Source organism: Thioclava sp. UBA3469 (assembly GCF_002378135.1).
GTDB lineage: Bacteria > Pseudomonadota > Alphaproteobacteria > Rhodobacterales > Rhodobacteraceae > Thioclava > Thioclava sediminum.
The window spans coordinates 1-16,633 of sequence record NZ_DFRG01000180.1; the positions used below are offsets into that span (position 1 = coordinate 1).

At 62.2% G+C, this 16,633-nt stretch carries 7 protein-coding genes and 1 pseudogene; 3 read left to right on the forward strand and 5 right to left on the reverse strand.

Annotated features, from left to right (window positions below; all coding sequences use genetic code 11):
* Positions 1–382: 382 nt before the first annotated feature.
* Together B3D39_RS13230 and B3D39_RS13235 are read right to left on the reverse strand one after the other, a co-directional pair.
* Entirely contained in the window at positions 383–6,319 is a 5,937-nt protein-coding gene (locus tag B3D39_RS13230) for a DEAD/DEAH box helicase (protein ID WP_038147495.1), read from the reverse strand.
* Positions 6,316–9,435, reverse strand: coding sequence for a hypothetical protein (locus B3D39_RS13235; RefSeq protein ID WP_156102980.1), 3,120 nt, complete (start codon positions 9,433–9,435; stop codon positions 6,316–6,318). The genes B3D39_RS13230 and B3D39_RS13235 overlap by 4 nt, the downstream gene beginning before the upstream one ends.
* Before the next feature lie 292 nt (positions 9,436–9,727).
* Here B3D39_RS13235 and B3D39_RS13240 point away from each other — a divergent pair, with 292 nt between their 5' ends.
* Complete coding sequence (locus B3D39_RS13240; protein WP_038147489.1) at positions 9,728–10,054, forward strand: helix-turn-helix domain-containing protein; 327 nt, start codon at positions 9,728–9,730, stop codon at positions 10,052–10,054.
* On the opposite strand, the gene B3D39_RS13245 is transcribed toward B3D39_RS13240, so the two are convergent.
* From B3D39_RS13245 to mobC, 3 genes are read right to left on the reverse strand one after another with little or no spacing between them, the layout of a single operon-like run.
* Positions 10,032–12,032, reverse strand: coding sequence for a type IV secretory system conjugative DNA transfer family protein (locus tag B3D39_RS13245; protein ID WP_051856068.1), 2,001 nt, complete (start codon positions 12,030–12,032; stop codon positions 10,032–10,034). The genes B3D39_RS13240 and B3D39_RS13245 overlap by 23 nt on opposite strands.
* Entirely contained in the window at positions 12,025–14,373 is a 2,349-nt protein-coding gene (locus B3D39_RS13250) for a relaxase/mobilization nuclease domain-containing protein (RefSeq protein WP_038147486.1), read from the reverse strand. The genes B3D39_RS13245 and B3D39_RS13250 overlap by 8 nt, the downstream gene beginning before the upstream one ends.
* The gene (gene mobC, locus B3D39_RS13255; protein ID WP_232616951.1) at positions 14,360–14,911 is read right to left on the reverse strand and encodes a plasmid mobilization relaxosome protein MobC; all 552 of its coding nucleotides are present in this window, start codon (positions 14,909–14,911) and stop codon (positions 14,360–14,362) included. The genes B3D39_RS13250 and mobC overlap by 14 nt, the downstream gene beginning before the upstream one ends.
* 588 nt (positions 14,912–15,499) lie before the next feature.
* On the opposite strand from mobC, the gene B3D39_RS13260 reads away from it, so the two are divergent.
* Both B3D39_RS13260 and B3D39_RS13265 read left to right on the forward strand, forming a co-directional pair.
* Positions 15,500–16,219, forward strand: a complete 720-nt coding sequence (locus B3D39_RS13260; RefSeq protein ID WP_009574174.1) for a division plane positioning ATPase MipZ — start codon at positions 15,500–15,502, stop codon at positions 16,217–16,219.
* Positions 16,220–16,229: 10 nt separating this feature from the next.
* Positions 16,230–16,633 (forward strand): annotated as a pseudogene (locus B3D39_RS13265) (hypothetical protein); the annotation flags it as partial.

Below are 16,633 nucleotides of genomic sequence, written 5' to 3' on the forward strand. Positions count from 1 at the left end.
ATCACCAACTTTCAGCTATATCTCGGTGCTGAGAGGGCTGGCTAACACGTCTGGTGTGCAGGGCAGGTCGCGGATCGGAGCGCTCACGACGGGTGAGGCGATTGGACGTGGAGCTGTGCAGGCTCCTGCTGCGGTAAAGAGCGCCGCGGCGACGGCGAGCGCGCAGGTGGTCAGGATGGCGGAGAGGGCGAAGCGGTTGGCGCGGTAAGCTTATGCATCATCAGGTGATGAACCTGTAGATGCAGGTTCAAATCCCGCCGCGCATATTTTCGCAAATTGTCAAATGCTTGAACGCCGCCCTCCGGGGCGGCGTTTGGGCTTGAGTCACCTGTGGAAGCGAAAGGGGCCGAAGTCCTTCGTGCTTCCGCATGAGTTGCTGAACTCAGCGCTCCTCGATGAAGACACTGCACTCCTTCGAGTGGGACATCAGATTGTCGATCCCGGCGGTCACGTCCCATCTCAGGTTGACCCTCGGCCCGTCATCGACGGTCTGGATCGTCACAACGCGGTCATGGAAATGGCGGTTGCGTGCAGAACGGTGATGAAGCTCGGGCGTAACCGTTACGCCAGCAGAACGCAGCTCGGCGCGCAACGCGTTCGATTGCGATTGCGGCGTATCCGGCTCGCCATGATCAGGATTCCACACGACTGCGAGTCGCTCGATGTCGACGCCCGCTGACCCAGCGGCAGCGACAAAGCTCGCTAGGCGGCGACGGTTGTGTGGGCGAACGCCGCACCAGGGATCCTCGATTTCGAGCGCGACATGGCGCCCTGCTACGCCTTGGAAAAGTGGTGTGAGCGCTCGGGCGGTGCCCGGTCGGAAGCGGAAGACGCGCAAGCGTTCTGTGAGCCCGGCCAACGGACCCGGCAGCGTTCGGACGCTGTCCTGCACCGACGCAAGCCAGCTGTCGCCTGCTGAGCATGAAAAAAGGTGACTGACCCCCTCTAGTGGCCCGGCAAGAGCCGCCGCCGCGTCCTGCGATGCGTAGAACGCATCCACAGAGGCCTCTGCCCCGAAACCCTTCAAAACAGACAGGCGAGGCGCATTCGCCACGGCCGAACCGTCAAGCGTGCCAAAGCGAAGTTGACCGGATCGCTCGTATGGCGCCAACGCATAGGCAATCTCACGATCGAGGCCGGTCGGTGTACCCGCATCAACCGCACCCGGTGGAAGTAGATAGAGGGCATGCCTGTTCGAGGCTTCATCGAGCCAGTTTCGCAATGCCCGCGCACTTGTGAGGGCCTCGGACCGATCTTCGGCTCCCCAGAGATCTGGCGAGGAAACGGCCACCAGCCCCGCTCCCTCGAGACGCACCCGCAGCGTCGCCGCCGAAGTCTGCGCTACCGGGACCGCAGCGTCGGGGGCATGAGCGGGCCGCGGTGTCGACTCCGCAAGTAGGCCGCGCAACCAGCCAAACACAGGATGACGATCGAACTGATCCCAATAGACCTGGTTGGAGTAGTCATTCAGGCACCGCGAGCAGCTCGTCTCGCAGGCTGCGCCACGAGGGCAATCCAGGACCGCGATCGCTCGACCCAGCAGCACGCGGGCCGAGAAGCGAGAATCGTCGAGCAATCGACGGCAGTAGCCGGCACCGCCTGGGACTGAGTCCGATAGGATGACCAGTGGGGCCGCACCGAGAAGCTCAACGGTCGCGCGAAGGTCTCTTGGGTCGGTTTCAAGAATATCCGCTGCCGCAAGTCTCAGTGCCTCTGCCAGCGTTCTAAGGAAGCCATCCCGAGCCGCCCGCCGTTCAGTCTCCGTAGGGCGATCAGAAAAGTCTGGGACCGGCTGATCGATACGAATCCCCCGAAGATCGGTCTCGAAAACATGTGCGAGGTCCACGGGCCAGCGGAGGGATTCAACCCGGCACCGATCTCCGGTCCGCGGGTTCTCATGCACTGCCCGAATCTCGGCCCCGCCAAGCGCCTCTTGGGGCGCAGGTCTCGCGTGCTCGCACGACGGGCACCAAAGATAGCCCGCCCCCAGCGGCCCGCGATTCAAGACGAGCATTCGTCCAGGCTGACTCCCCTCTGGTGCGATAGCCGGCGCGAAGAAATGCGTGACGCGTGCTAGGTCTGAAACCTGGAAGTCTTCAGGGCGGGCTCGCGTTAGGAGGCGCGCTTCGTCGACGGGTCGAACTCTCAAGCGTGTTGCGCCGGGGTCTCTACCCTGCCGGTCGGCATATGATGTCAGGAACCCGACGGGTTCAACGAAGGCACGGCGCGGGCCACTGGCCCGTGCGCCGCACTGAGGGCAGTTCTCCCCAAAATCATCCCGCTCGTGATGTGTTTCTGCATGCTGGCACGTCGGACAAACGCGATGGAAACCACGTTCCATCCAAGCATCGCCGGTGCCTACCGTGGCTCTCCGTGCAATGCCTGCGGACGTCCAAATTCGGCCACCGGCCACGACTTCGGCCCCCGGCGCATACTCAGCGATCGCCATTGCCGCGTCTCGATCGAGCTGCAACGCTCGATCATCCGAGGCGGTGCGAGCGCCTCGTTCCGTGACAATCTCTAGGTGAATCGAGTGAACTGGGAAGCTGTAAGTCGGTATGACGGCAGCACGCGACAGTGCCTCAACCAGGAATCGATCAAGATACCGACGCATGTCGCCCAAACGGCCATTCATGCGACCGGCAGCGCGGGAGCGGGCCTGCTCGTTCGCATCCGGATCATCGAGCGCGGCACGTGCATTTTCGTAGGCGTCATTGAGCTCGCGCCAGCGAGCGCAAGTAGCCCGGATCCAGCGCGTTATCTCTGCGCGCGCGTGCTCAGACAGTTCGCCCGCGACAAGGCCGACATGATCAAGTCTTGCCGGGAGAGTGGACGCCATTCGCTCGGCAACCGTGCGTGCGGCAACACCGGCCTCCGAAGCGAGCCATGCTGAAAGGTCTGCCAGAAGAGTTGTCTCGGCAGCCTCGTCCAAGCGCTCGCCCAGCACATCACGCAGACGTGGAGCTCCGGTGCGCTCGTGGCCTGCCAAGCGATGATCCAGCCAACCTGCCAACAGGCATGAGACCTGGTGCCGTCGGAAGAAGCTCGGGTTATCCAATGTCAGATATGGCGCGGGGGGGAGCGCCTCGAGATAGCCACGCAGATCGTTGAATTGTGCTTGGTCGTATCGGCCGGACCTCGCCATCATCAATGCAACGGGCGCAGCCTGCGCGCGGCGGCCAGCGCGACCGGCGCGCTGCTGATAGTTCGCAATGCCTGGCGGGACGTTCCGGCAGAAAACCGCTTCCAGCTCGCCCAGATCGACACCCATTTCCATTGTCGTGGTGCAGCTGAGCAAGTTGATTTCACCCTGCCGGAACCGCTCCTCGATCTCGGATCGTTCCGTCGTCGATATGGCGGCGGTGTGCTCCCGAGCGATCCCGCTCAGCGGCTGCCCTTCATATCGAACGAGGTAATGGTTGCGCCTGCGCATCTCGTCCCGTTCTTCGGCTGAAACAGGAACTGTGCGTCCAGTGCAGCGCCAGGCGGTACACACACCCCCGAGATCGATCTGGCTGGACGCACCGCAACTTTCACAGCGGCGCAGTTCTCCTTCCGGAGTCGCAGCGAAACGCATGGCCGCCAAGTTCAGCACATGACCGTGTCCCCCGGGTAGAAGGAGACGGTGACGGGGCCGCGTCGCCTCTTCCCAGAAAGCCGAGAGAATGTCTCTCGCTTGGCCGTCTGGGATTCCAAGCCTGTCGATCAGCACCCACAGTGGCCGATTGGGCCGTCCAGGTTCTGAGAGCAACGTTCGCAGTCGGCGGCTCTGGTGCGTCCGCGACAACGACCACGAAATGTCCGCGCTCGCCAACCCCTCGCCCCAAATGGACTCGTCTGTTAGGTCAATGTTCTCCAGCGTGTTGATCGCACGCGATTGCCGAATGAGGTCGAGCAGAAAGCGGACCAAGGCCGGGACTAGGCCTCGATACTCAGGCGGAACCCTTTCTGTGAGTCGCTGAGCAATCCTCGCATCTCCCTCATATTGCACGGTGATTAGGCCGAGGGATTCGAGTGATAGCCGCAAAGGCCCACCACAGAGTTCAGCTGCGATCAGGGCCATCAGGCGGTCTTTCGCGGCGCTGCTGCTCAAAGGTTCTGGATTGCGGCGATCATATAGCTTGAAGCCGGATCGCCTGAGCTGCGTCCAGACACCATCGCGCAGCCCCATGAGGTCCAAAGCTTCGTAGGTCTCTCGGCGCAACGCCTGGACCATGGCTGCACGAAGTGCTTGATCGCGAGCCGTACGCTCGAAGAAAGGGGCGAAGAACGCCGCGTCCTGCCGGTTGTCCGCAAAGACGAGAAGGTTCCGCCCTTGCATCGGTGCTTCCGATGACCGCCCCTGCGGCGGAGGCAAGGCCTCAAGCAGCGACTGCGCCGTTACCGACGCGAGCGCATCATCACCTGGATGGATCGGAGTAACAGGCTCAGCGAAGCGGCCGCCGGTCGCTCCGCAAGAGAGGCATTTCCGGACGTAGCTGCGGCGTTCCTCGGCATCGTCGCGCATCGGTGCTTCGGCAAGGGAGAGGACGCCCTCCTCAGGGCCGTCGGCCAACTCGCCAGTGTCGGCGAAGAATTCGAAAGGAGGCTCCTCCTCGGGTTCCTCGTCCAGTTCGTCAGGGTCTATCTCTGTCGCGGCCTCTCCCGCCCTGATCAACCTCAAGACCCGGCGCCTCGCTCCGGGACTGATCTCGGGACGCGGGTGAAGCATTGTTCCATCGTCCCAGCCCTCGACGTAGGGCTCGCCGCAGTTGCGGCAGACGAGAAGGGGATAGGCCGGGGCACTAGTGATATGCATTCCATTGCGCGAAAGCCGAAAGTCTGACCAATTCTCTGCGTCGCTTGCGGAAAGCTTCAACGCGACACCCTCCACGCCTGAGGCGGCGAGATGAAAGCGTGCCGGGAGAAGTGGAAACGCGCCTGGGACGGAAGGTCGAGCCAGAACGCCCAGTGAGATCAGAGCGGTAAGAGCTGTCCGCGCCGTCTCTCCAGACTCTGACGCAAAAACCCGCGCCGCGAGATCGGCGAATGGCAAAGCTCGCTCCTTGAGCGCACTGGCTACGTCGCGAACCTGTTTGATTTCGGCTAGCCGCGCAATAAGCGCTTCGCCGAACGGTTGCGCAGGGTCGAGGAGTAGCGCATCGAGGCCAGCTTCCTGCATCGCCTCGTTCCAATCCTCGGTCAAATAGTCGACATTTTCAGCTGCAAGGCACCCTTGCTCTCGTAGCTCCGAGAGTATTTGCCCCGCTCTAACCCAATCGGGCGCGGAGAGTTCTTGTGGTTCCACGCCGTCGGTAAGGGCTGGATGCAGTCGTCGTTCGGCGGTGATGACCGCGCCGTCTCCGCTTGGGAACGGTTCCCCAAAAAGGTCTTCTGCGAAGCGTGCGAGCTCTTCGCGCTTCGCTGGATCGAGGCTTGCGGATGTCCCGACACAACGGATTTGCCCTTGGGGTATGCCGAGCCGCGCCTTCAGCTTTCGCAGAAGGAAGGCGACTTCGATGGCTTGAGCCCCCGTATAGGTATGGACCTCGTCGAGGACGAGCCAACGGACGTCCGCCCCGGCAAGCAATGCTCGGTTTCGCGGCAAGAGCAGGATGTGCTCGAGCATGGCGTAGTTGGTGACGAGGATGTGCGGCGGGGTCTGAAGCATCTCACCCCTAGCGAGAAGCCAGTTGCGCGGAGCGTGGCGCGCATCGGGAAAATCGGCCTGAAAGGTGGGCGTGGCGGTCAGCCGTCCTTCTTCGTCTGATCTCGTGGCATCAGAGCGCACCTGTCCGGTAAAACGCCCGAGCGTGACTCCGGGGTCTCCAAGATCCCGAAACAGTAGTCGGGCGATACGATGCATCTGGTCGTTTGCGAGGGCGTTGAGAGGATAGACCAGAATTGCGCGGACACCGGGCCGCTCCAGCTCTCCCTGACGCAGGAGATCATCGATCAATGGGAAGAGAAAAGACTCTGTCTTGCCCGAGCCGGTGCCCGTTGCGACCAGGTAATTCTCGTCGCGACCTATTGCTGCGGACTGGTGTAGGTGAAGCCGCCGACGCCAGAGGGATTGCCCCTCTTCGCTTTCGGAGAGTGCCGACCAAGCACCGTGCAGTGCCCCATTGCTCACCAGTTCTTCAATGCTGCCGCCCTTCTCGAAGTCTGGCAGGCTCTCGACGAATGGGCCGCGCACCAATGCCGCGCGTGCGCATGCGTCTGCCACGGCGCGTGACAGACGGGGCGCCCGCGCTGATGACACTGCAGCGGCAGTTGTGATGTACCGCGCCAGCGTCGCACCGAGGTTGTCCTTGAAACGGATTGGGTCGAGTTCGGTCATGGACGTTCCTTGGCGATTTGCCAGAGCAATAAGTGGAAGGCGAAAAGCTCAGGGGCGAGGCGCAACATGAAGGCGATGCTGGTGAGAGCTTGTGCTGGCGGCATGCCCGCCCGAGTGGAGACGGTATCAACATACTCTGTCACCTCATTGAGGCGGCTTGCACGTGCAAAGCCAGAAAGCAATGCCGAGCCCCATAGATCCACCTGAGCCGGCTCCTCAGAGTCCTGACTGCGGCGCGGAGCAGGTGGACGAAGCTTTTCGGGTGCCAGGGTCCAGGCTGCATGCATCAACCGTTGCAGGGATCCTTGGCGCCGGCTGTTCGGTCCCTCTTCGGCCGTGTCATCGAGGAAGAGGCCGGCTGCGTCGAGCCGCTCGACTAGCCGGAGATGCGCAGCGCGCCAATGGTCTGGCCCGAGCAAAGGCGTCCCACGCCAGAACCATCCCGCCGATGGGTCACCGTCGACCAATGGCAGATTTCTGAAGAAGCGTGCTGGATCGAATCCCTCCAGCCTCGAGCCCTTGTCGCGCGCCGCCTGCAGGTTTCGGAAGGCGAGGTAGACTGTGGGATGGAGATGAGACAGCTCGCGCAGGCGCGCTGTATTGAGTGTGGCGAGCGCAGCCATCTCGGCGACACCAGGATCAACGGACGCCGCCAGAGCCGCGAATGCCTGCGGCGCTGCAGTGTATAGATCCGGAGCGAACTGCAGAGGGTGGAGGGTCGGCACCCAGCCAGGTGCCGCATGGTCGGGAGGCGGCAAGCACGCCGCTCGCATAACTGCTCCATCGCCACCACGAAGTTCTCGCAGCCGACATCCGAGTTCCTGCCAGCGTGGCACCAGTGTGCGCTCCAGCGTCGGCCAGCACTCTGCTGCGTAGCAATCCGACAGCCAGCGGCTGAGAGCCTCGAACCGACGCTGAAGCTCTCCGTCCAGCACGAATCCGTCTGCCGCCGAGTTGGCAATGGCGACGGCGAAACTGTCGCCTCGCGAATTGCGCAGCGGTCGCCATCCATCGCGTCCTTCGGGCCGGATCAGGAGCCGTGCCAGACAGGGGCCGTCATCAATCCAATCGGCATCGAGGGTCAGTTCGAGGCCGTGTGCGTCGTTGTCGCTCACCTCGGCATGGAACCAGTCTGGCCGACGCGTTGCCACCGGCCGATGCCGAAGGGCGGCTTCGGCGAAAACGACTGCGCCCGTTTCGTCCTCGACCTCAACAGCCACTGCATCGACCGGCTCTCCGAATTTCAGCTGGAGTCGGATCGCGTTGCGAGCGGGCAGGAGGTTGATTGCCTGGGGGGCCAGTGCCGCGACCAGTTCGAATAGCAGGACTTCCGAACCGTTTTCGCGCTGAAGAAGCACCCGTTCATCGGAGGCGGGAGCCAGAAGGTCCCGAACAGCAAGGCTGCGTGTCAGCCCCCCATAGAATGGCCGTTCTTCGCGTCTTCCACGAATGATCAGCTGTGCCTTCTGGTCAGGGCATCGGATGCTGATCGTATCGAAGCGGTCGTCTTCACCAACCGAGAGGCGCGTGCCAAGCGGAAGCGGGGCGACACTTCCCTCAGCACGGCGCCTTGATACGGTGACATCGGGCCAAGGCAGATCGAAAGGAACATGTACGCCTTCGATCTCGAATACGACCCGTGCGACGCTGTATCCGCCGCCGGGCTCAAGGCATAGACGCCCTTGGTCGTCACGACCGACGTGGAGGCATTCATCCTCGACGAGGTTGCGGACTTGGCGTTCGCTGTGGAACACGATGCCATCGGAGCCGCAGAAGCCAGGCCACACCCATGCGGCAAGCGCGATCCCGGACCCATGAGCGGCGGCACCATCGGCGCTTGGCGCCATCAGTTCCATCCGGAGGCGCACCGGGTCTGCTGCCTCAGCCTCTGCAAAGCCAGCGAGCACCTCTTCCATCCCGACATCACCAAAACCGTCATCTGAAATCGGTACCTCGATGAGGCGCGACTGCAAGCCGAGTGTGACCCTTACCGCTCGTGTCTCGGAGCGACCCAATCCAGTTTCGATCCGAAGGCGTGCAGAACGCCCATGAAGTGCGCCCCGTGGTCCGCTTGCGATTTCGTCTCCTGCCAAGGAAAGGCGTCTTCTCGGACGGGCCTTGAGACCCGTTTGCAGGCCGTCAAGTTCGAGCACTAGGGGGCGCGGTCCGAGTACTGCGAAGCCGACGAAACTATCGGCTTCCGGTTCAAGAGCGGGTTCGCCTGCTATCGAGAATGGCGTCCGCGCCAGGAGAACGATGTCCGTTGAGTCTAGTTCGATATCGACCGAACCCCGTGGGATCTCGCGCAGATAGTGACCGGTGATCCTGTCGAACGCGGCACATCCCCCTTGAGTGAGGAGCTCGAGTTGCCCGGTCTGGCCAGAGATTTCCCAACGGAGCTCGCGGGGCCAGGGCTGAGGTAGTGTCCAGTCCTCACCTCCGCGCAAACGGAGCGGTCGTTGCGCGCCATCGAGCCAGAGGCGAATTCGCCCCTCGCTTCGAGGCAATCTCAATACAAGCCCACCAGATTGCCATTGGAGCCGCGGCCTCGGTGCCAGCGCCTCGCTTCCTCCTCTGCTCGATGTTGGCCGTGTTTCTTTCAGTCTTTGGTCAAAGACTTCCTTGAAAGATCTCTCGAACTCGATTGCAGGAACGAAGGCCTCCGGGTCTTGGCGTATCCGTGCAAACAGGGCTGCATGCCACGCAGTCTCGTCCCAGAGGATTGCACGGCGAAGCACGTTGACCGCAGGAGGGAGAAAATACAGTGCATCGTCTTCCCAGCGGTTTAGCAGAACGGTCGTTTCGACAGGGGGCGGGCCAAAAGCTGCTTCCTGTCTCAGAAACGCGTCGATCAGGTGTGGAAGCTGCGCTTGGCTTACGCCGGCATGAAGAAGGTAGACGTCGACATCGCGATCAAAGCCTCGGGTAGGTAACCCGAACCGGTCGCAAACCGCGCAGAAAGAGCGGAACAACTCCTTGCGATGCGGCTGGTAATCCAGCGGAATTTGGAGAATGTCGGCGATGTGTGGGTATACCGCATGACCGGCGTCTCCATATCCTTCGCTTAGCGAATGGGTGACAAGCCATCCCGCGAGGTTTGGAAAATCGCGGAACAAAGCTTTCAGCCTGTCGGGCCGACCGCCCAAGAACTGTCGCGTGCGCTCAACGGCTCGCTCTTGCGCTGTCTCATCTAGCGGAATGAGCCCAATGAAGGGCGGTGCACCAGCTTCTTGGCGACGTCTGCTGATCAAGAAGTCCGCGGTCCTGCAACCCACAGCACACCTTTCCCTCTTCCTTGCCCGCTGGCCGCGAGCCCGCTTCATGGTTGATCCCCTTGTGGATAAGGAGTAACAACTCGCAAATCCGCGAACAAGCGGATTGACAGGGAGATGAAGCGATGAACCGGCCATGTCGGCGGACGGTGTGACTTTCGGCCAGGCGATTTCGAAGGCCCGCAAGGCACTCGGTCTTAGCCAGAAGGAGCTCGCAGCGCGCGTGATGAAGGAAGAGGGCGGTGGGTCGATATCCCCGCAATACCTCAACGACATCGAGCACGACCGACGCAGCCCCAGCTCGGGGCACCTGATCCGCCAGTTCGCCTGCATCCTGAACATACCTGATGATTACCTTTTCGCCCTTGCAGGCAGGCTGCCGGACGACGTGCGGCCAGATACGGTCGACCAGGACAAGGTCGTCGAGGCCTTCGCAAATTTCAGGAAGACGTTGAAGGAGTAGGGGAGTTGGCTTTGTGCAGGTCATCTGCATACTCCGCAAGAAGCGATCTAGTCGTCTGAACGGCGGATTCCAGCGCCGTCCGGTTTGCACCTCTGATCCCCAATCCTTCAAAATTCAGCGCCAGTTGACCTTGGCCACCTCCGCTTGCAGCAGCACGAGCCGCGCGGCCGCGGGCCTTCGCTGCGCTGACAGGGTCAGTTTTCGATGCGTTAGGCGCATTGTGGCCGACTTCCCGCGGTCCCGCAGCCGCCCGCACTTCCTGCAGTTCTTGCTTCAACCTCTCCACCGTTTCCCGGGTCTCAGACATCTGCCGATCCCGCCGCAGGCCGTCCTCGTCCGGATACGGGAAACTCCCCGATTGACCGGCGTGCAGAACCTTCAACACTGGGTCCTCGAAATACTTCACCCTTCTTGCCCGGATCGGCATCTGCGCGTCGATCACGAGGATAACCTCGTCGAGGTCCATTCGTCGGGCCTCATCCTCGGTCAGGAGCGGGGTATCCTCGGTTCGCTCGGAAACGCTGCGCCCTTCGAACGGATTGCGTCCAACAGCGCGGGAGCGGGTCACCACGCGCTTGGTGGTCTTGCCAACGGCTTGGCTCAGCTCCTCGATGGTCTTCTGCTCGGACGGGGTGAGGTAGAGCTTCACGCCGGCGCCGCCTTGAAGCGACCTGCGGGTATTCTCGCCATAGATCTCGTCCAGCGCGGGAATCGTCTGGGTCACGATGGCGAGGTTGCCGCCGAAGGAGCGCAGCGTCTTGATGCTCTCGGCCACGATCGGCATTTTCCCGAGCCGGTCAAACTCGTCGAGCATGATCATGACCGGCCAGGGCTCGTCATCGCCGGGTTCCTGTGCTTGCAGCGAGGCAATCAGGTCCGAAAAGAAGAGGCGGATCAGCGGGGCAAGCGGGCGGATCATCTCGGATTCGACCACAAGATAGATCGCATGTGGGCGGCGGCGGATATCCCGGAATGAGAAGTCAGAGGTCGCGGTGGCCGCGTCGATCGCGCGGTTGTCCCAGGTGTCGAGACCCGATGTCATCAGGAGGGAGAGGTAGGAAGTGAGGGTGTCGTTGTTGGTCGATGCCATACGCTCGAAGATCAGTTTGGCCGACTTGTTCTTCACCTCCTGCGAACGCTTCAGGTATTCCTTCTGCTTGTCGCCCCCCGAGGCTGTGATGCGATAGATCTCGCCGATGGTCGGCACGCCGCGCTCGAAGGCCAGCATACCGGCCGCCACGAAGAGGTCGATACCCCCGGCCAAAAGCCCGCTCAGCTTTTCGTTGTCGGTCTGCAGGAAGAGCTTCGCGGTGAGTTTTAGCTCCATCTGCTGCCGGTCAGGGTTGGTCATGGCCGCGATGCGCGCCAGCGGGTTGTAACGGTGGGTCGGTCGATCCCAGTCGGTCGGCGCGAAGCGGAAGACCTTGTCACCCATGCTGGCGCGGAAGCGCGAGGTCTCGCGGAAGTTCTCGCCTTTCACGTCGAGTACCACGGCAGAGCCTTTGTAGGTGAGCAGATTCGGGATCACAAATCCCACGCCCTTGCCGCGGCCCGTGGGCGCCACGATCAGTGCGTGGGGGAAGGTTTTTGAGACAAGGAACGGGCGCTTGGACTTCGGGGAGCCAAGCTTGCCCAGAAGGAAGCCGCCACCGGGCTTGGCAAAGAAACCGTTCCTCTTCATCTCGCTGCGGGTCTGCCAATGCGTCGTCCCGAAGCGGGTCAATGCATCCCCCAGAAGCGTGACGCTCAGCATCAGCGATGCCAGGCCGAAGCCGCCAAGGATGAGGTTCACCCAGAGGAAGTCCTTCGGCGCAGACTGAGACAGACCCCGATATTCGCGGGCGAGTAGGGTGACGTCGAAACGCGTGGGTGAAAGCCCATAGCGGAACATGACAAAGCCGGTCGCCACGACATAGCCCATGGCGAGACCGACCAGCACGAGGCTCAACACACCGAGGGCAATCTTGCCTTTATCCATGGGTGATCCCCTTCTCACCATGTGCCGCGGCGTGGCGCGCGCGCTGCGCCTCGATCTGCTCTTCGGCCAGAGCATCGAGAACGCGCTCCATGGCCGGGCCATGCGCGGTGACCTCGCTGCCTTGAAGATAGGTCTTGGCGAGTTCCAGCTGGCGCAGCGGATCCTCGGTGAATGTGTCCAGGACGTCCGCGTTACCGGCCCGCAGTGCGTCGATTGCGTCGGGGCTTAGCCGTTCGTTGACCTGCCGGACGATGTCCTGCTGCTCTGACTCGGAGAGCGGGCCCTCGACGTCGGCGTTTTGCACAAAGGCCATGACCGTTGGCGCGGTCTCTTCCAGATAACGGCGCTCGGCGTAGTCTTGTCGCGCCTGGTCCTCGATAATGAGGCTGCGCTCGCTGATATAGGCACGCGACGCGCCGAGCGAACGAAGGTGGTTGATTTCGTCCTGGACGGCCTGCCCGAACTCGTCATCCGGCATCTCCGTGCGATAGCGGGCGAGGGTGCGGAGCTCTTCGGTGATCGGACCGAGATGATCCGAAGGATCCCGCAAGGAGAGGTCCATGTCGCCAGCATGAAGCGTGCGGTCCTGCTCCGATACCGCATATTGCGGCGGCATTCGACTGTCAGTCATCTGTTCCCAAGCCATCGAGGCCAATTCGGCATGTTGCGGAGATCTCTGCGCATAGGCGTCGAACGCGACGCGGGCCTCTTCAACCTCCACGGCGCCGGCCCGCCTTACAGACGGGTCGTCGGAGAACGGATGATCGAAATCCGTCCGGCGGAACTGCGCCACCAGCGCTCTGAACGCCTGCCGCTCCGATGGGGCAAAGATGTCGGACCCATCTTGCGCGAGATCACTCCCAGGTGTCGTCAACCGCTCATCAAGCGCTGCCTCAGCGTTATCCACCTCGTCGACCTCGGTTGGCGCACGCAGGACGCGTACATCGGTCAGAACATCGCCCAACCGAACATGCGTGGCTTCCAGCCGGTCGAGCGCTTCTTCCCGGTCCGCAGATTTCTCCAGATCAAGGCCACCTTCTTTGGCAATCGCCTGAAGATCCTGTGCCAGCCACTGGCGTTCCAATGTGGCATTGCCTGCCCCCTCCCGCAGCCGCGCGGCCACAGCCTCGGCATCGATGCCTGTGCCTTGCAACGCCTCGGCCAGCTTTGGTGCCACCTCTCCATCGTCAAGACGCGCGAGGTGATCTTCACTTAAGTTCGGCCTTGCATAGATGCCGTCCCGGGACGGGGCATCGACCAGGGCGGCGGAGCGATCCCCGAGCGGGTTCAAATGCGCGACCGAGGCCAGCACGTCGGTCAGCTTGCGCTCGATCACCGGCCTCTCGGCCGCCGGCGCCCTGTCGATTGCCGCCTCGATCTGGCGAATGTTCTGAGAAAACTCGGTGATCAGCGTGTCGAACGCTGGCTCAACTTGGGACATGTAGATGGCTCCGTCAGATTGAATCTGACCGCCACTGGCAAGGATGGTGCTGGCCCTCTCAAGCGCATCGGCCACGTCGTCGAAATTCGAACGTGACGCCTCCGCCGCGAGCCCGTGGTAGATCAAAGCGTTGCTTCGGACAGTTTCCAGCGCAGCCGCCAGGTCAGCGCCGGTTCTCTGGCGCTCGACAGGGGGACGACCTTCGTCGCGAGCCTTGTAGATTTCATCGATCTCGGCGCGGTAGGTCGTGACGCCGCGATCCAGACGACGCGTCGCCTCAAGGCGGATCCCATGAACCCGGGCCGCCTCGACCATCGCCTCGCGAAAGGCGTCGTAGTTGAAGTGATGATCCTTCCCGAGAAAGAACATTTCGCCATCCTTGCTGCGGCGGTTCAGAACGATATGCGCATGTGGATGCGCGCGATCTTGGTGTATTGCAGCAATATAGTCGAATTGCGAGCCCTCACCTTGAAAGAACTTCTCGCAGACGGCCTGGGTGATATCGCGCACCTCTTCACCACTGGTCCCAACCGGGAATGCCATCAGCAGATGCGACGTATGGCCAAGCTTGGGGCTGTAGCGCTCTTTCCACTGGTTCTCGAACCGCCGCGCCACTCGGTTGATCTCGGCTTCCGAGAGTTGCTTCTTCCCGTCATGGGTGCCGCGGCTGTCGAGGATATGGGTCGACTTCGTCGTAAGATAGGTGAGCTGCGCCCGTAGCTGCGCCCCGGTGTGACAGCCCCCTTTCGAGATAGCCTTGAAGATCGCTGGCGAATGGCCGCGCGCGGCCCGAACCATCTGCGCGCCCTTGGAAAGCCCCTGCCAGGATCCCGAAACCCGGCTCCAGCCGCGGTCAAAGAGCGCCGGGTCGATGCCACGGACCCGGTCACTCCGCGCCATTCTCATCCCTACCGGCGAAGCCCGCCAGAGCAGAACTGATCTCAAGGTCCAGCACGCTGCGCCGAGCACGCGACATCTCCTGGACCTGGTCGGCCAGATCGAAGACCAGACCCGCAAGGGCGCGGACGTCACGGTGACTTGAGGCCGGGTAGGACAGTCTCTCGCCCCGCACCTTGGCCTCGTTCAGACGTCGCGCGATCTGGTTCACGTTGTTGCCGACCCGGTTGAGCGCGGCGCCGAGGCTGCGCAACTCGTCGCACATCTCGTCGTCGGGCAGGAAGACACCTTCGGCCGCCAGCATCAGGCGGCGCATCGCATTCGAGCGGTGCGCAATCCCGCGCCGCGACAGCGCCGCGTCGAACCGGCGCAGGTCGTCGTCCGAGACCCGGATCCCCACAACCCGCGATCGGCTGCCGTTCGCTGTCTGACGCTCGTCCCGGTGGTTCACCACGTTGTAGATCGTCTTCAGGCTGACATCGTAGCGCGCGGCCAATGACGCCGCGGAGACGCCGTTCCGGCGCTCCTGGGCGATGGTCAATCGCTCGATCTCTGACAGTCTGCGGCGGCGGGGCATTTTGAAGTTAACGTTCCTATTTCTTGCCAACTTCGTACAAGCCCGCCGACTCCCAACGCAAGTGGAGTCGGCTATAAGGGCTTGTACTCAATGTAGAAAATCGCCCTGCAGGGGCGATTTCCCGTCCTTTGTCAAATGGATCGCGCTTCGCGCTCATGGCACCACGCGATGCGGTCCCCGCATCGCGTATCGCGTCTTTGGCGCCCCGTCCCTTGCACCCCGCAAGACGGGTTTTGCCGCGTGCTGACCGTCTCGCGTCACCCGCGTAACGACATACGCGAGACTGCCTCCCGTCGTCTGGCGCGCGCTATCCGTCACCTGCATTCCGTCCGCAGTACATCGCCGAGCGCATCCCGACATTTGGAGGGTGTGTCGTGCCCCGCGACGAATGCTGAAGGCGCCACGGCAGACGTCGCACGGTCATCGCACAACGCCGCCCGCTGCATGCCAAACGCGGGTCGCATCCCGACTTCTGCTTGACCCCTCCGCCTCATGCGTTTAGCGACACTTTAGCATTATCGTTGCGATTCACTATTTTTGCCGAGGGTCAGAATGCCGAACGAAAATCTTGTGGTGATCGCAGCGATGGCCCGGAAAGGGGGCAGTGGCAAAACGACGCTTTCGCGCGCCTTGATCAGCGCCGCGATCGCCGCCGGACGCAGAGTGATGTTGATCGACACGGACAGCACGAGAGTACTCGGTGCCTGGCATGCTCGGGCGGAAGCCGGTGGGCTGAGTTCGCCGCTTCTCTGCTCGGCCACCGTCGAAAGCGTGGCGGGTGTCGAGGATCAGATCGATCAGGTCTACATGGCAGGCACGGCAGACTTCATCTTCATCGATACCGCAGGGGTCGGTGCCGAATGGTCAGACGGCATCGCGGTGCTTGCGGACCACATTGTGACGCCCGTCATGCTGTCGACGTCTGATTTCGATGTCGGCGCGCAGACTGCCGATTGGTATGAGAAGCTGAAATCCCGTGTTGACGACCCCTCCAGCCTTCCGCGCCACCACGTTGTCCTCAACATGGTCGACCCGAAAACGACCCGTGCTGACGCCGCCCTGATTGAAGAAGCGCTCACCCGTTTTCCGGTGATTGAGACCGTCATGATGCGACGGAACACTTACAAGGAGATGGACCAGAAGGGGCTTCTCCACGCCTTGGCGCTGGAAAAGCAATCCGATCCGAACCCCCTTATGCGTCCACATGTACGTCATGTCGTCGAGGCGCTTGAGGAGGCGACGGACATTCTCAACAACATTCTTGCTGCGTGAGGACAGTCGATTGCGCAAGAAGATCCCGACCATCACCAGGCCCGACCCAGCCTACGCCGCCACCCTGCAACAAGGTGACCGCGAGATTCCCGGGAAGGAAGATGAGGCACAGGTCACAGCAACAAAGACAGGCACCCCAGTCGCTGACGTTGGCGCTGATCGGCACGAGTCGGAGCGTGCGCCGAAAAGTGCCGTGGCGCCGCACCATGTCACCGCGGAAAGCTCTGACCCGCATACCAGCCTGAGAGCTCCCGTTTCGGCACGCGCTTTGAGCCCGACCCGGAAGATCGACATCAGGGTCAACGCACTCGAGCGACAGGAAGGGGCGCTGGAGGCTTGTGGTGTTGAACCCGCCCATGTGGTGCGTGCCGCCCTGCGCCGTGCAGTCAAAGGCTGGCAACTGTCGCCGGTCTT

Coding starts and splice junctions, on each gene's coding strand:
- B3D39_RS13245 (WP_051856068.1), bottom strand. CDS start 12,032: ATGGATAAAGGCAAGATTGCCCTCGGTGTGTTGAGCCTCGTGCTGGTC.
- B3D39_RS13260 (WP_009574174.1), top strand. CDS start 15,500: ATGCCGAACGAAAATCTTGTGGTGATCGCAGCGATGGCCCGGAAAGGG.
- B3D39_RS13230 (WP_038147495.1), bottom strand. CDS start 6,319: ATGACCGAACTCGACCCAATCCGTTTCAAGGACAACCTCGGTGCGACG.
- B3D39_RS13250 (WP_038147486.1), bottom strand. CDS start 14,373: ATGGCGCGGAGTGACCGGGTCCGTGGCATCGACCCGGCGCTCTTTGAC.
- B3D39_RS13240 (WP_038147489.1), top strand. CDS start 9,728: ATGTCGGCGGACGGTGTGACTTTCGGCCAGGCGATTTCGAAGGCCCGC.